We start from the raw sequence: 17,730 nt of genomic DNA on the forward strand, positions 1-17,730 counted from the left end.
CTGGTTATGAAAACAAAAAAAGTATTGGCAATCGGAGAAGCACTGATCGATGCCGTTAGTACGGAATTTGTTGAAGATCTTTCTTCAGCCCGCCAGTTGGATCTCAAGCCAGGTGGAAGTCCGGCTAATTTCTGTCGTTTTCTTCACCAGCTGGGAACCCCTGCCCTTTTGCATGCAGTATTGGGAGCAGATGGACTGGGAAAAATCATTCTGAATGATCTAAGGGAAAAACAAATCGACTGCAGCCTTCTTAAAATCAGCAACGAGCACGCCACCAGCATGGTAGTGGTAGGCAAAACCAAAGGAACACCGGATTTCATCCCCTATCGCGATGCTGATATGCAGATCGGTGCGATCGACCCCTTTATGTACAAGGAAACCGACCTGGTACATACAACCGCTTTCGCCTTGAGCCGGGAGCCTGCCCAAACCAATATCCTTACGGCTTTACATCTGGCAAACAGGAGTGGAAAACAGATTAGTGTAGACTGGAATTATTCTCCCAAAATATGGGGACCGGAAAATTTCGCATCCACCGTTTTTTCAACTTTGCTCTCCTTTCAACCGCTGTTGAAATGCAGCCTGGATGATATTGAACGATTCACCAACAAAATACAAAGTATTGAATCGGCAAAAGACTTTCTGCATCCGTTTACTGCAAGGGTAACCTGTCTGACCTGCGGAAGTGAAGGGGTCTGGTTTAAGACACCAGAGCAGGACTGGCAACATCGGGCTGCAGTGCCGGTAGAAGTCAAAGACAGCACAGGCGCAGGTGATTCCTTCTGGGCTGGATTTGTACATGCATGGTTAACCGAAAACTCATTGGAAGACTGTATACAACTGGCCCTGGACACAGCTGCACGCAGGTTAAATGGCGAACTGGATTAGAGTGGCTGTTTCAACCAGGCACTCAGTGCAAGGTAAACTCCGTTAGTCCATCCAAATCCATCCTGCGCCGCGTATTCGCCGCCCCCGGCGGATTTGCTGAGATCCATTACATTGTATTTTTCCATCAGCTTACCGGTTTCCTTGTACACTTTTTCATTGAGGCCGGTCCAGCGTTGTGCAATTTCTTTTGCCAATCCGATCTGCCCGCTACGCGCGAGTCCGCGTACTGCCATCCATTGCAGGGGAGCCCAACCGTTAGGAGCATCCCACTGCTCGCCGGTTGTTTGCGTAGTAGTAACTAATCCACCTGGCTGCAATAATTGCTCCTTTACAACAGTTGCTGCCTGCCTTGCAACCACACTCAGGTAACCCTGCTTATGTGAAAAGAAAACAAAGGGAAAGAGTCCGGCTGCTGTTATTTGTCTGGTAAGTGCCTGTTTCTTGAAATTATAATCCGTATAAAATTGCTGCTCCCGGCTCCAGCAGTACTTTTCAATTGCCTGCTGCCTTTTTTCTGCAGCGGCTGTATACACCATAGAAACCGAATCCTGTCCGGCTACCTTATACGCACGAGCCAATGCATTCTCAAATCCCACCAGTAAGCTGTTCAGATCTACCGGAATGATATTGGTAGTTTCTATCGTGGAAAGTGTTTTACCATCTGCCAGCCACCTGCTGCTGAAATCCCATCCGCTGGCAGCACCTGCTCTCAAATGCGCATATACATTGACTTTAGGCCGGGTGGAACGATTGGCGGTTTCAACATCCTCGCGATAACTTTCAGGCCGGGGCGTATTGGCTTCATCCCAATAGCGGTTGAGCAAAGCTTCATCCGGAAGGGAAACCACTCGTTTGAATTCCTGTCCTTTTTTGAGGGTGGCAGCTCCTTCCATCCAGTACCTGTATTCTTTTTCCAGTGCCGGCAAATACTGCAGCAGGGTTTGATCACCTTTCACTGTAGCCAATAATTCAACCATCATAAAAAAGAAGGGAGGCTGCGATCGGCTCAGGTAATAGGTTCGGTTTCCATTGGGAATATGCCCATAGGTATTGATCAGGTAAGCAAAATTATCGATCATGTTTTCCATGATTTCAAACTCGCGGCTCTCTTTCAGACCCAGCATGGTAAAATAGGAATCCCAGTAATAGATTTCACGAAATCTGCCACCGGGAACGATATAGGGATGAGGCAGTGGCAGCAGACTCGAGCCTTTTACAGCAGTATCCGGTTGGCGGCGTAATACTTTCCAGAGATCCTGAATATGAGCTGTAATGGAATGTTGCGGATTGGATCGATAAGCGCTGGAGGCAGAATCAGGCAACACAAAATAATTCCGCACAAATTGAGTCACTGAAAATTTAGTAGCCGGATTTTTTTTTGCCTCGCGATAGGCCAGCATAATTTCATCCGGACTCATTTTCGGAACAGCATCTACAAAGGTTTTGCCATCCGGAAAGAGCTGCGCCATCTGCACTTCCGTGAACAGTTCACCATACAACTGGTCGGGTGATTTTGGCAGACTGTCCTGGGCGATAACACCCACCGACAGCAACAAACCTGTCAAAATACTTGCAATAGAACGTACATGCATAAGCGATTTTTTTCTCTTATTGTACCGTATAAGTTTTTCTCTCCGGCCCTACCCCGGTGATGGTCAGTTTTTTCCAATTGGCAGGCAGCACCGACTTGATTTGCACAATACCTTTCGGAGTAATTTCAAGTCCGCCGAACCCCATCAACACACTCTGCACCACCCCACCTGCACCGGTTGCAAAATAGGGATTGGTGCCACCCTTGGTTTCCGCAATCACCCGGAAAGGCGGGTTCAGGTTGGGCAGGTAGGAATCTTTGAACCAATGCGCTGCTTTCTCTTTATCACCGAGTCGTGCATAAAGGGTAGTGAATACCGCCTGTGTCATAGCAGGCGTACCCTCATCCGGCACACGGGTTTCATAATATTCCAGGTCTTTTCGAATCTGTTTAGGGTCGGTAATTTCTTTCAACGGATAGGAAAGCAGGTTGACATCCGCCTGCTTTATTCCTTCCCCTTTATAAGTAGCATGTTCCTGTGTAACCCCATCAGGCATTTTCAAAATGGGGATATTATCTGCCACCATAGCCCAATCCGCATTAGGCTGGATGCCCAATAACCGGGCCGCTTCTGTTGCAAAGCGCAGATTGGCTTTAGCAGCTGCATTCGTGAACGCATTGTTATCTACATTTTCGGCCCATTCATCAGCAGCTACCACATTTTTGATATCATACCTGCCAGGACCATTTCTTTCCACCCTGCTGGCCCAGAAATCAGCTGTTTCAGAAAGGATGGGGTATCCTCTTTCCCGCAACCAGGTTTTATCCTGGGTAACGCAATAATAATTCCAGGCAGCAATGGCCACACAGGCAGTAATATGATGTTCAAATGGGCCACTCAGCGCCCATACAGGAGTTTCTTCTACTCCGGAATCAGCGCTCTCCCAGGGGAACATGGCACCCTTAAAGCCTTTGGAAAAAGCATTTCTGCGGGCTGCCGGTAGTCGCTGGTACCGATATTCCACCAGGCTCTTCGCAATTCCAGGCTGCAATACCAGCAAGCCCGGATACATCCAGAGTTCCGTATCCCAGAATACATGGCCATTATACCCTAGACCCGATAAACCCATCGGTGAAGGTGAATAGGCAGTTCCCTCCCTGGTAAAAGAGTAGAGATGGTACAACATGCTGTGAATATCCTGTTGAGCCTGGGGATCGCCCTCGATGATAATATCCGATTTCCAGAGTTCCTTCCAGGCGGCTTCATGAAATTTCAGGAGGCGATCACGTCCTTCCAGTTTGGCATACACCGTGAGGCGCTCTGCTTCATTCAAAGGATCATCATGATGTGCAGATGTGATAGAAGAACCAGCAATAGCAAAGCGATACGGTTTATTGGCTGTGAGTTCCTTGCTGAATTTCATCAGGTGGCGATTGTTATCCCACATTTCATGAATAACGCGTGGCTCATGACCATGTTCTTCTTCGAAAAGAAAGGTATTGGAGGCGCAGAGCTGCAGTTTGCCGGTAGGACTCTTAGCTGTTGAACTCAATAAGCTCAGCACTACATGCGGGCGATCGATTTCATTGTAGTAATTCTGCACATCCCGCAAGGCATCAGGCGCTTCCATAATGCTGGCTGCGCGGATACTTATGTTTTTCTTCGGCAGGATATTGATATCCATCAACACGGTATAAGGCAAATGGCGTAATGCATAATAAGAATACTGCACCTGGGCTTTATCCGCATAGTCAAAGCTGACCGTAAAGGCAGCTTTCTGCATGTCCAGGGTCTGCGTAAAATTGGAAACCTGGCGGTAATCCATGAGTTTTCCATCAATTTCGAGGGAACTGTTCAGCAGGTTGAAACTGCGCAAAAAATTACTCACTCTGCCTCTGCCGTATTGATCCCAGGCCCCAGCCAGTACTACTTCCTGCACAGTGAAGGGGGAAGGAGCTGACACAATGCCGATCATACCATTTGCGACTGTAATTCCATAATAATTCTCGCGGGAAGGGTTTACAGCAGTTATCTTCCAGGGGTCGATCGATTGAGCAATTGCGCCCAGACTGATCAAAAAGCCATGGCTTATCAATAAACAATTAAGAAATAGTTTTTTCATAGTTGTAATGATTTTGAAACCAGCTTATTAAATTTACCAACACTATTGCAAGTAACCACCAATTATGTTAAAAGGCCGGAAGTTTATCATTATTTTATTATTGGGAATGACCGGCCTGGTTCTCCTGAGCTCTGTATCAGTGCCTATTCAATTTAGCAGCAGAGCGAAAGTACCCTATTCATTGGATCGTACAATGGATCAGTTTCGGTCCACAGATCAGCTGGCAAAATGGTTTCTCAAAAACAGCGATGAAGATAAGGTAGAAGTGATCAGCTCCAAACCAGGTACGATCGAAATGGAAGTAGAAACAGAGGAAATGAGCAGGGAGTACAGTATTCATATTTCCGCAGATCCTGCCAACAGGAAACATTGCATCGTTGATCTGTCTGTGTATCGCACCATTTGGAAACGCTGGTTTGATCCGGACCCAACAGATGAATTGGTGGTAGCCAGCCTCAAAGAGCTGGAAGCTTTCACCAATGATACGCAGCGCTTTTATGGCTATGCTATCAACAAAGAACAAATCACTGACAGCTGTTACCTGTTTATGACAGCGCATGTGACCGATAGCACCAAAGCGATGGTTACCAAACAACTCTTTGATAGCCTAAGCCACTATATTCAGACCCAGGAACAGGATTGGAATGGGCGGCGAATTTTTTATGAGCAACCCGGCGACAGTTCTCAACTCAATATATTCACCGGAACAGTGGTAACCTGTTCCATGCCTACCAGTGCCGCTTTGGGCATTGGTCAGAAAAAACTTCCATCCGGGAAAGAACAACTCACTGCAGTGTATGAAGGTCCGTATAAAGATATTCACCTTGTTTATAAAGCGATGGATCAATACCGGAAGGATTATTCACTGGTGGGACTCATGTTACCCTTCGAAGACTTTCTTTCCCCCGGATATGGTTATGCGCCGGATGATACTGTGAAAATAAAAATCTGTCTGCCTGTTTTGTAAATCCGTTTAGATGAAAAAGAAAACCCTATTTCTGCTAATTGCAGTGGTACTCACAGTTGTTATTGTTTTGCTCTTCACGCTTTCAAAAGCAGAAAGCTACGAAGTAAGTATAGGCTTATCCTTTAACAGAACACTGGAACAATTACAGGATAGTACAAGGCGAAAAGCCTGGTTCAATCCAACTGTCAATGCTGAAAAAATCACTATTGAGTCGGTTAGCAAAAATCCCCTGATTACCAGTTTGGTTTTCAAACAGGAAAACCGACAGCAACTCTTTAACTGGATTGCGAGTCCCGAACCCGGCAACGAGTATTTCACACTGCTGCGTTTGCAATACAAAACCAGCTGGTGGGATTGGCTCCGGGGTGGTAATGAACTGGAAAAACTGGCCATTGAAAACACCAATCGACTGGAAGCATTTACAAAAGATGTTAAAGCATTTTACGGATACGAGATCCGCACTACCAATGTACAGGACAGTACCCTGCTATACGGCACCCTTGTTACCAGCAAAGCAGACAGACCAGCAAACACGGTACGCTTATTCAACCAACTCATCCAATATGCACAGGCACGAAATGCAGATTTCAGTGGCACTGCCATCTGCAATTTTGAAAACAAATCATCTGACTCTATTTTGATAAAAGCCAGCATTGGAATTCGCAATCCGGCTGCCATTCCTGCAAGTTCAATGTACCAGGTGAAGCGCATGCCATTTGGAAAAAACCTGTTGGAAATGGATTATGTTGGTCCCTTTGGAGAAATCTCCAAAGGGTATCGTGCACTGGAACAATTCCGGGATGATCACAATTTTAAAAGTATGGCAATTCCTTACCAGGAGTATCCTGATCCGGGACAGCCTTACTCAGACAGTCAACAGGTTACCCTTCGGTTATACTATCCCGTTTTTTAAAAGCGGTTATTGAATAATACGCAACTGGTTATTGTTTTCCGCCAGTACAAAGGCAGTTTGATCTTTAATTCGAATGGACTGAATTTTTCGAATTTCTCCACGGAACAAAGCAGGTTCATTAAATACTGCATTCCATTTATTATCAACACCAGCTTTCAAGAGCAGCAATTGCCCAGCATCCTGCCGGCCTAACTCAATAGTTGGTCCATAAAAATTACCACCGGCCAATACCAGGGGACTCCTGCCTTGAATTGCATCCGTCACACAAAAAGTTCTTATAGGGAAATATTGGGAGGGTTCCGGTAATGCCTGCAATTCGTAGTTACCACTACCCTTATTGATGTACACAGCGTTGGCGAAATAATCTGCTTTGAAAACACGCGCTGCGGAGAGAGCTTCTTTGCCGATCAACTCTTCCAGGCTTGCCCTGGCAAAATTATCTGCCAGCAAATATTTCTTCTTGAGATAAGGCAATTGTTTTTCCAGTTCCATTTTGCTGGGTAAGACCATTTCCTTCTCACCCAGGTAATACGTCATGAGTTGTTCGGTTTTGCCATTCTTATCAAAATCGGAATAATACATGCGCACCGGTTTATCGGGTGTTGCTTTAAGCCGACTGTTAGTACCCTGGTTACCTGCCAGTATATCGGGCAATCCATCTCCATTTATATCTGCCACTTCCACTGCATTCCACCAGCCCAATTCTTTTCCAATGATTGATTTCTCCAGTTTATTGTTTCGGTTGAGCCAGGCCGTGATTTGCCCCCATTCTGCAGCAATCACCAGGTCATCTTTACCATCGGCATTGAGATCAGCCCATTGCGCGTTGGTTACAAAGCCGGCAAATTCCAGCTCCGGTGCCCACTGACTAGTCTGGTCTTCGAAACCATTTTGCCGATTATTTATAAGCAGGTAGGAACGGGGAATATTTCCATAATCAGCAGGAACAGCACGACCACCAATAAATAAATCCACATAGCCATCACCGTTAATATCAGAGGCAACTACTGTAGATGCAGTCAGTTGAATAGAATCAAAAGCAGTTGGCTGTTTTTCAAAACTTCCATTTTTATTATTGAGATATAAACGGGGCTGGTTCATGGGACTGGTGCGACTGAACTCATTTCCTCCACTGGCCACCACAAGGTCAGGATAACCATCCTTGTTTACATCGAGAAAACAGGCAGCTATATCTTCATAGGCGCTATCCTGTTTGAATGCCGGTATCATCTGTTTGGTAAAGCTACCTGTTGCCTGTTGCAGGAAAAGCTGAGCCGGCTGATTGCGTGCCCCACCGATAAAGAGATCATCCAACTGATCACCATTGATATCCTGAACTGCCAGTGCCGGACCTTCGGTTGTGAAGGTATGCGGCAACAGGGGATCGCGGTTAAACTCTATGTAAGGGTTTTCTTTGTGCGTGAAATTTATTCCGGTTGCTGCTGTAATCTCTTCAAAACCTTTAAAGGGAAATTTCCGGGCAGGTCGCAACAATTGTTTATCAAGAACTGGTAATTCTTTTTTCCATTCAAATTGGATGCGCTGGGAATCAGCCTGCAGGTTGATTCGCTGATACCGAAGATCTGGCCAGATCAGCCAGGCGGAATCAGGTATACGGTTACCCAGGCTAAGCTGCAAAGGAATTTCCATGGATGACTGAAATCCATGCACCGGGTGTTTTTCAAAACTCAATATCTCATCACCACAGAAAACCCGTATACGTGCACCAAGTGAATTTCTGTTGAGTGAATCACCTTTAAGGGTAACCGAAAAACTCTTTTCCTGCTGCCTGACATGCTGATTGCGATAAACCAGCGGTGCATCATTTACATTGTTCACCACAATATCAAGGTCGCCATCATTATCCAGATCCGCATATATAGCACCGTTGGAAAAACTAAGCGGATTGGCAGCAACAGAATCTGTCCAGTCGCGGAATTGCAATCCACCCCCATTTCTGAAGAACTTATTCTTCAGTTTGATTTGCGGAAACTGTTCAATCACCGCCTGGTCATTTTCTTTCAGGTCACCTGTTTCAATTTTTTGCTGCATGACATCGTTGGAAATAAAATTCACATAATCGATATCATTGAGTCTTTTGGGGATGCCATTGGAGATAAAAAGGTCTTTTTGCCCATCGTTGTCAAAGTCGAGCCAGAGTGGTGCCCAGGACCAGTCAGAAGCAAATACACCAGCTTTTAACCCGATTTCGCTGAAGCTATTGGTTCCGTTATTATACTGAAGATTATTCCTCGTGTACTGGTGCTGGTAGCCATACCGGATCTTCATCAGGGAGATATTGTATTCATCCTCGCCCAATGAACGCTTCAGGATATAAGGATCCTCGGGCAACATATCCACAGATATGATTTCCGGGAACACATCATTATTGATATCGGCTACATCCACCCCCATGGAAAACTGGGAAGTATGCTGCAACTGTTCTGCTGCCTTATCCAGGAAGGTTCCATTACCCTGGTTGATGTAGAGATAATCGTTCTCATGAAAATCATTCCCGATATAGATATCCGGATAACCATCAAGATTGATGTCTGAAACAGCAATACCCAGCCCATAACCAATCACCGAGCTGTGAATACCCGATTCGCGCGTGATATCAGTGAAACGCTGGCCATCATTTCTGTAAAACCGGTCGCCGCTCAAAGGATGATACGTACCCACAAAAGAAGCCCTTGGTCCAAAAGTTCCATTGTGGTGCAGGGAATGATTCATCAGGTAAATATCGAGGTCACCATCCAGGTCAAAGTCCAGGAAGGCTGCCATGGTGCTCAGGCCTTTAAAATCGAGTCCGTATTCAGCTGATTTTTCTTCAAATTGAGGAACACCATCCTTCACTCCTGTACATACCAGCAACAGGTTACCGGCATTCAGTCCTTTGATAGCTGCAACCCGGCAGATATACAGATCAAGTAGTCCGTCATTGTTGATATCAATCACTGATACACCAGTTGACCAGCCCTTATCATCGGGAATATTGGCCGCTTCTGTAACATCTTCAAATTTCAGTTCTCCTTTGTTCAGATAGAGCCTGTTTCGTTCCTGGTTGCCCGCAAAAAAGAGATCCGTTTTTCCATCCTGGTTAAAGTCACCCGCTCCAATACCCGCACCGTTGTAGAAATACATATAGGAGAAGATGTTCAGAGAATCGGTTGGCTTCAGGTCGTTGCGAAACTGCAAACCGGTAGCAGTTGCATCCAGCACATCAAAGGCAGCTGCTGATTTTTTGGAGGAACAGGCTGCCAACAACCAGAGGCCGGCCAGCAACCCAAGTCCCGCTATCCAATACTTATTTTTCATGGAACGGATATTCAAAAAGTTTGGGTTGATCATTATTCGGAATCAGCAGCACTGTGCTTTTATTTTTATTTCGAATGGATACTATTCCTTTTGTTACACCACGATAAGAAAAACCAGCTTGCGGTCCACTCAGGTAATGCCAGGTTCGTGAGCCCAGCTTACCAATACTGAGCAATACATGTCCGTAGGAGGCATCCAGCCGGCCAAACTGGGGAAGCAGGGCAATTCTGTTACCACCGAGCAACAAATCCGTTTGTCCATCCCCGTTAACATCTTCCGCCAGTATGGCATTGACAGAAGACCATTGAACCTGCGAGGGCAATTCAGCAACAGAAAAGTTACCGCCTCCCAGGTTCCAGGCGATGACCGAACTGGAATAATTAAAGGTTCTTTGGTCCGCTTTGGTTAATAATTCCTTTGAAAATAATTCCTGTATACTGCGATTGGCATACTGCTCGTGCCGGAGGTTTTGCTTTTTCAAAGCAGGCACCTGATCGGTCAGTTCCTTTTTGGTGAATACAGGCAGGTCCTTGCCATTGATGGATCGGGTCAAAATTTTCTCCCATTGTCCGTTGGCGTTGAAGTCCTGGATCCAGAGCTTGACCGGGTTAGTTGAATCCGGCTGGAGGTAAAAATTATTTCCAATATTTCCCAGAACAAGTTCCTCACGGCCATCCTTATCCGCATCAAAAGCCAGTACCGATTGCCACCAACCAAACCGTCCTTTCAGGGAAGTTTCGATTTCAGCAAATTTTCCATTTCGGAATTCGAAAACAGTTGGCTCCATCCACTCTCCCACAATTACCAGTTCGCGTGCTGCATCTCCTGAAATATTTGCCCAGCAGGCATCGGTAATCATGCCTAATTTGGCAATGGCCGGATTCAGGCTGGCTGTCTGATTTGTAAACCTTCCACCGCCTTCATTTTGCAAAAGCATGGACTCAGGTATCAGTCCGTATTGAGCCGGCACAGATCTTGAGCCTACAAAGAGATCTAGGTCTCCATCCCCATCCCAGTCGGCAGCCCGGATTACTGCTGTATTGGCTTTATTGGCAGGCAGTGGATTCGCCGAAAGGGTAAATTTCCCTTTACTATCGTTCAGGTATAAACGCAGTTCCAGCAATTTGCTTCCTGCTGCCTGATTATTTCCTCCTGCTCCTACAATCAGGTCCTGGTCGCCATCTCCATCTGCATCAAAAAACAGGGCGGCAACATCTTCAAAGGCGGCAAAACTCTTCCAATAACTGCTGTCCGCTTCCACAAATCCATTGGATTTTTGCAGGTAGAGATGTGCTGATTTACCAGCCGGACCTCCAATGAATACATCCTCGAGTCCATCACCATTGATATCTGCTTTTGCATAAGCCGGCCCTTCCCTTGACAGGAAGACCGGAATATTGCGCTCATTGTATACATCCTGGTAATCGTCTTCTTCCGGCGTTTTAAATACCTGGTTATTGCCGGATCTAAATAGAGTAAGCGCATTTTTATAATCAACCGGCACCCATGCTTTAGCATCCTTCATATTGAACTCAATAGTTGTATTGAGTGTCGGATTTTTGATCACCGAATACTGCATCTTTCCAGGCCAGAATACCAGCACCGAATCAACGGACTCATTTCCTAATCCCACATGCAAGGTATAATCCACGGAAGATTGAAATCCCCTGCTGGGAATCTGTTCGCGATAATGTACTGCACCAGGCTGGTGCACAAAAACTCTTGCCCCAACAGCAAAGCGGTTTTGATCAGTTCCGTTTAGTTTTATTTTCAGAAAATGCTGGCTGCTATCCTGTTCCATTGTATTGTTCCGGTACAGCAGGCTGGGCTGGTTTACATTGTTGATGATCAGATCAAGATCGCCATCATTATCCAGGTCACCATACGCAGCCCCATTCGAAAAACTCGGAATATCCAGTCCCCATTCTTTCGCCATATCAGCAAAATGGAGCTGTCCTTTGTTACGGAACATTTTATTCGGAATGGGATTGGAAGGCATCTTGTTGATGATCTCACTGACTTCTTCCTTTCTGCCCGTCAGCACCATATTCTGAATCACATCATTCGCAAAGAAGTCAATAAAATCCTGATCCGTTACATCCTGGTAAATGCCATTGCAAACGAAGATATCATTGCGACCATCATTGTCTGCATCAAAGATCAACCCGCCCCAACTCCAGTCGGATGCAGCAACCCCACTGAAAAAGGCAGTTTCCATAAAGACCCCATGCCCTGAATTTACCTGCAGTGTATTCTGGAGAAACTGATTATAAAATCCGGAGCGCTGCTTGAGGCGCTGTATATCGGTATGTTCAAATGTGGTGGTAGTCTTGAGTCGTTTGTCGTCATCCGGCAACATTTCCGTCACAAAAATATCCGGTAACCCATCATTATTGAGATCACCCATATCAGCGCCCATGGAAGAGTGACTGATATGTTGCATGTAGTCTTCGAGTTTCTCTTCAAACCGGCCATTCTGCTGGTTAATATAGAGATAATCGCGTTCAAAAAAATCGTTGGATACGTAGATATCCGGGTATCCATCACCGTTAACATCACCAACAGTAACACCCAGACCAAAACCAATCAGGCTGCCATAGATATTGGCCTCCTCACTAACATCCACAAAGCGGCCATTGTCATTTCGCAATAAACGATCACCGCCTCCTTTCAGAAAATCTGCCACCGGCCAGTCTTTCGCACGCAGGTCGCGCTTATTCGCATAGTTCAGTGTATTAACCGGGATAAAACTATTATTGAGGATATAAGCATCCAGGTCGCCGTCCAGATCATAATCAAAAAAAGCGGCATGGGTGGTATATCCTGCATCCGCAAGTCCATATTCTTTTGCCTTCTCAGTAAAAGTGAGGTCCTTATTGTTGATGAAAAGGGCATTGTCCTGTATCATACCTTTTTTGTAACCGGCATTACATACATAGATATCCAGCCAGCCATCATTGTTAATATCTACGAATACTACACCCGTACTCCATTTATCCGCTTCTTCGATACCGGCTGCAGCAGAGATGTCTTCAAACTGGAAATTGCCTTTGTTGAGAAAGAGTTTGTTCTCGCCCATATTGGCGGTATAAAAGAGATCCGGCAATCCATCATTATTGATATCGCCGATACCACATCCACCACCGTTATAATAATTGCGATAGGAGAAGATATTAAAGAGTTCATCACCTGTAACGGTATTGGTAAATTCCACACCGGAGTTTTTCATCAGGGAGAAGCGGGTTGGCTCCTTAGCCGCATCACCGGTACAACTCATCAATCCAATCAATCCCCCCACTGCATATCGAATCAAATGCTTCATGCTTCAAACTAAATAAAAAAATGGCCATTTATACAAATGACCATTTTTTTAAGAGATAAAACCAAATTAATAGCCAGGATTCTGTGTCAGATTCGGATTCACCGCCAGGGCGTTGGAAGGAATCGGGAACAGAACATATTTGTTGTCTGAGGTACCAGGCTTGGTAGGTCCATAAGGGGCCAGGAACTTACCAAAACGGATCAGATCATGTCTTCTCCAGCTTTCCCAGTAGAACTCGCGACCTCTTTCATCCAGCAGGATATCAGCAGTCAACGAAGTCAGTTCAGAAGCACCTCTCTTATCGCGCAGCTCATTTACGATATCCAGTGCATCTTCTGCATTACCTTTTCTGAACAGCGCTTCTGCCTTCATCAGCAATACATCAGAATAGCGCAAGAGCACATAGTCATTGTTTGCAGTACCGGCGATATCATCTGTCATATTGGGAACATATTTAACCACGCGGATACCAGGAGTTTCAACCTGTCCGCTGATTACCGGAGCAATATCACGGGTGAATACCAGGTTATTACCGGAACGATCTTTCAGTGCTTCACCAGCCGCATTAAACTGCTGACCAATCAGGAAACCAACGCGCATACCGGTTACATCGGTAAAGCCAGGATATTCTCTTCCTCTGCGCTGATCGCCTGCTTCAAACTTATCGTAGAAGTTAGCCAGCGTAGTGAAACCATTCCATCCACTAGGAGTTTGGTTGTAGTGTGTTCCGCAATAGAAATGGAAACGCACGTTACCACCATCTCCGATTTCATTTTTATTGGCAAAAATGATTTCCTTAGATGATTCTGTATTGGTTGGAATAAAGTTTCTGAAGAAGTCGTCTTCAATTTGGAATTTACCACTGTTGATCACTTCATCACAAAGAGCAATCACGCGATCCATATCAGCTGCTTCAAAAGTTGGAGCCAGGCGATTGGCGTATACACCCCTGTTCAGGTAGGCTTTAGCGAGCATGGTTTTAGCCATCCACTTGGTAGCCTGAGTTGGAGCAGCGGTTTCACTAAGATCAGCCTGAGCTGATTCCAGATCTTCGATGATTTTATCCAATGCTTCTGAACCCACCAGTACCTGAGGATCCTGCAGCAGGTTTTCACCTGGTTCACGTACAGGAACCTGGTTGTAAAGGTCCAGTACATAGAACATGGCATAAGCACGCAGGGCAAGTGCCTGTGCAGCAGCATCAGCGGGCGGACTAAACGTCAACAGGTTGGTTGTGTTAAACACAATCTGAAGCAGGTTGTTGAAGTTGTCACGGATACGCTGGTTTTCAGCATCCCAGGTGTGGGTATGCAGTACGCGCCATACACCATTATCATCCCAGTCACCACCACGTGTAGGTCCGATACAGTCATCAGATGACATATCCTGAAGGGCAAATACCCCGGTTTGATCCTGGAAGGGTCCACGGAATGAGTTGTAGCAGCCTCTTAGCAAACCGTTGATATCTGCAATTTCCTGCGCCTCCTCAAGCGTTAATTCCGCATTGAGTTTTTCATCCAGTTTGGTACAACCCGTAAGCAGGCCCACGCCCATCCAACAGGTTGCTGCAATAATTATAGATCTCATATTAAATAGTTATTTAAGAATTAAAGTGATACACTAAGTCCAATCATATATGTTCTGGCAGAAGGGTAAGGGGTGTACTCAATACCGAAGGAAGGAACACCATCAACAGGTTTCGGAGTGTTCACTTCGGGATCGAATCCACTGTAGTTGGTCAGGATAAACAGGTTCTGACCAGTCAGGTATACGTTAACCCCTTTAAAGTTCTTGCCAATGTCCCCAATAAAGTAGGACAGTGTCATGTTGGCCATTTTGAAATAATCACCTTTTTCCAGGTAACGGGTTGATACGGGTTGAGAGTTTGCAGTACTTTCTAACAAATTAGTATTGAAAACTGTTTTCGCAATGTTCCGGTTATTATTCAGGTTACCGATTGCGAGGGTAGCCTGGGTTGTGTTGTTATAGATATCGTGACCGAAAGCACCATTCATGTTCATGTTCAGGCTAAGCTTTTTGTAAGCAAGCGTAGTACTGAAACCGAGCAGGGTGGTTGGGTTTGGATTACCTACAAAGAAACGGTTGGCATTGTTATTGGGATCACCACCCTCAAACTGTGCAGCACCATCTCTGTCGATTCCCAGGAAACGACCCATGAAGAAAGCGTTCAAAGGCTGACCATTTGCCATACGCTGTGCGAAGGCACCAGTCAGACCCTGACCATTGATAGCACCAGTGAGTACAGCCGGACCATCATAATTCTTCAATTCATTCTTCAGGAAGGAAGCAAAGATGCCTACGTTCCACTGGAAGTCTTTTTTCTCAATAGCAGCCCAGTTCAAAGTGAATTCCAGACCAGAGTTGATAACCTCACCCGGCAGGTTTACCCAGTAACGGGAAGCAGGTGCAGGTGGCTTGGCTTCAAAGTTGAAAAGCAGGTCAGTTGTATTCTTGATGAAGTATTCAACAGAACCAGACAGTCTGCCTTTCATAACTGAGTAATCCAAACCGAAGTTGAAGGTCTCAGATCTTTCCCATCTCAAATCAGGGTTAGCTACGTTGATCAGGGCAAAAGCACCATTGGCACCAGTGTATGCGTAACGATCCTGTGCAGCACCCGCAGGGAATTCCTGGTTACCTACTACACCCCAACCTACTCTGAGTTTCAGGTTATCAAAGAAAGTACTTCCTTTCATGAACTCTTCATTCGAGATATTCCAGGCAGCAGCCAGTGAGGGGAAATAACCATAACGGTTGTTCGAACCGAATTTGTTGGAACCATCTGCACGGAAAGTAGCAGTTAACAGGTATTTATCCAACCAGTTAACATTCACGCGACCAAAGAAAGACTGCAATTCAGAGGAAGGATCTGCAAAAGAACCAATACCACGGTTGGCCTGGTTAGAACCCTGCAGATAGTTAGTGTAAGGAATCGCAGAGGAAGTAAATCCTTCTGCACCTGCACCAAATCCTTTGTTTTGGAATTTCATGTATTCATAACCCAGCGTACCGGAGAAATACAAGGCATCGGTTAACTGCTTGTTATAGTTCAATGTGTGTGTAATCTGCTGGGTAGTCAGTTCATTATTCTGAACATTACCCCATCCGAGGTTTTCAACACCTGGAATATTGATCCAACGGGCAATCTCAGTTCTACGAACACCGGTACCATAGTTCAAACTCATCAGCATGCGGTATTCCAGGTGATCATTGAACTTGAAATAAGGAGAAACACTTGCCAGTACATTGGTAGTTTTGGAATTGTCTGAATAAGCTTCAGATGCCGCCAACGGGTTGATGTTGGCATTGGGGAAACCACCGCCTTTGATATTCAGGCTGCCATCAGGGTTGCGAAGCGGACGGGTTGGGTTCCACTGCAGCGCCTGACCAATCAAACTTCCTTCAAAACCGGAGTTGGTAGCAACAGGTGCGATATCTTCAACCACTTGTGAAGTAATCACGTTGATATCCAAGCCGAGTTTTTTGCTTTCCAGGAATTTAAAGTTACCATTCAGGTTGGCAGTATATTTTTTCATGCCAGACTTGATGATGATACCTTCCTGGTCATAATAACCCATAGACAACCGCAGGCGGGCATTTTCATTACCACCACTTGCACTTACATTGTAGTTCTGGAAAAGGCCTTTGCGGGTGATGGCATCCATCGCATCCACATTACCACCCCAGTCGCTACCACTAATATTATATGTAGAAAGTGCATCTCTGTATTCACTTGCAGATAACACTTCCAGTTTTTTCAGGATTTCACTGAAACCAACCTGAGTACCTACATCAATTTTAGGAGCACCGCTCTTACCTCTTTTGGTGGTGATCAAAACAACACCATTGGCACCTCTTGAACCATAGATCGCAGTTGCAGACGCGTCTTTCAATACGTCCATGCTTGCGATATCAGCAGGGTTCAAAAAGTTCAGCGGGTTAGCATCCGGAGAAGCACCCAAACCGCGGGCATCCAATCCCGGACGTGCAGAACGACCATCCAGGGGAACTCCATCCACTACATAAAGAGGCTGACCACCGGCACGAACAGAGGAGTTACCCCGAATCCGCACAGAAGTTTGTCCGCCTGGCTGACCACTGTTGTTCAGTACCTGAACACCAGCTACCTTACCCTGGATCAACTGATCCGGAGCGTTCATGATACCCTGGTTGAAATCCTTTTCCTTTACCTGGGCAACAGAACCTGTCAGGTCTTTTTTACGAGCTGTTCCATAACCTACTACCACTACTTCACTTAAAGCAGCGTCAGAGGAAGTAAGAGCAACTGAAATTTCAGAACCTGTAATCGCTACTTCTCTTGTAGCAAATCCAACCGAAGTAATTACCAGTGTTTTGGCATCGGCTGGCACACCACCCAAACGAAAGGTACCATCTACTTCAGTAGAGGTTGCAATGGTTGTTCCTTTTACGGTAACCGTAGCCCCAATAATTGGCGTCCCTTCTTTTGAATCTGTGATTTTTCCTGTAATAACTCTTTCCTGGGCCTGTATAGAGGAGCCGAGGAACATACAAAGCAAGAGGATAGAGAGGCCTCTTACCCAGCGTGGCAATGCAACAGTCATAGTTGTTGTGTTTTGGTTTTCGTGACGGTTTTTATATTGATTTTGATATAAAACTTTTTAAACC

9 protein-coding genes are annotated in these 17,730 nt (G+C 45.6%); 3 read left to right on the forward strand and 6 right to left on the reverse strand.

Annotated features, from left to right (window positions below):
• Positions 1–6: 6 nt before the first annotated feature.
• Positions 7–888, forward strand: coding sequence for a carbohydrate kinase family protein (locus L0U88_RS16115; RefSeq protein WP_234867127.1), 882 nt, complete (start codon positions 7–9; stop codon positions 886–888).
• Here L0U88_RS16115 and treA read toward each other — a convergent pair.
• Positions 885–2,480, reverse strand: coding sequence for an alpha,alpha-trehalase TreA (gene treA, locus L0U88_RS16120; RefSeq protein WP_234867129.1), 1,596 nt, complete (start codon positions 2,478–2,480; stop codon positions 885–887). The genes L0U88_RS16115 and treA overlap by 4 nt on opposite strands.
• Positions 2,481–2,496: 16 nt before the next feature.
• Positions 2,497–4,542 carry a kojibiose hydrolase gene (locus L0U88_RS16125; protein ID WP_234867131.1) on the reverse strand — a complete coding sequence of 682 codons (2,046 nt, stop codon included), beginning with the start codon at positions 4,540–4,542 and terminating at the stop codon, positions 2,497–2,499.
• Between the two features lie 64 nt (positions 4,543–4,606).
• On the opposite strand from L0U88_RS16125, the gene L0U88_RS16130 reads away from it, so the two are divergent.
• Positions 4,607–5,509 carry a GyrI-like domain-containing protein gene (locus L0U88_RS16130; RefSeq protein WP_234867133.1) on the forward strand — a complete coding sequence of 301 codons (903 nt, stop codon included), beginning with the start codon at positions 4,607–4,609 and terminating at the stop codon, positions 5,507–5,509.
• A 10-nt stretch (positions 5,510–5,519) separates the two neighbouring features.
• The gene (locus L0U88_RS16135; protein WP_234867135.1) at positions 5,520–6,422 is read left to right on the forward strand and encodes a hypothetical protein; all 903 of its coding nucleotides are present in this window, start codon (positions 5,520–5,522) and stop codon (positions 6,420–6,422) included.
• 6 nt (positions 6,423–6,428) lie between these two features.
• Here L0U88_RS16135 and L0U88_RS16140 read toward each other — a convergent pair whose 3' ends face one another.
• From L0U88_RS16140 to L0U88_RS16155, 4 genes are all read right to left on the reverse strand, one after another.
• Positions 6,429–9,740, reverse strand: coding sequence for a VCBS repeat-containing protein (locus L0U88_RS16140; RefSeq protein WP_234867136.1), 3,312 nt, complete (start codon positions 9,738–9,740; stop codon positions 6,429–6,431).
• Positions 9,730–13,062, reverse strand: a complete 3,333-nt coding sequence (locus tag L0U88_RS16145) for a VCBS repeat-containing protein (protein ID WP_234867138.1) — start codon at positions 13,060–13,062, stop codon at positions 9,730–9,732. The genes L0U88_RS16140 and L0U88_RS16145 overlap by 11 nt, the downstream gene beginning before the upstream one ends.
• A 66-nt stretch (positions 13,063–13,128) precedes the next feature.
• Positions 13,129–14,649, reverse strand: coding sequence for a RagB/SusD family nutrient uptake outer membrane protein (locus L0U88_RS16150; protein WP_234867140.1), 1,521 nt, complete (start codon positions 14,647–14,649; stop codon positions 13,129–13,131).
• Positions 14,650–14,669: 20 nt separating this feature from the next.
• The gene (locus tag L0U88_RS16155; protein WP_234867142.1) at positions 14,670–17,666 is read right to left on the reverse strand and encodes a SusC/RagA family TonB-linked outer membrane protein; all 2,997 of its coding nucleotides are present in this window, start codon (positions 17,664–17,666) and stop codon (positions 14,670–14,672) included.
• Positions 17,667–17,730 lie beyond the last annotated feature (64 nt).

Source organism: Flavihumibacter fluminis (genome assembly GCF_021491375.1).
GTDB classification, from domain to species: Bacteria; Bacteroidota; Bacteroidia; order Chitinophagales; family Chitinophagaceae; genus Flavihumibacter; species Flavihumibacter fluminis.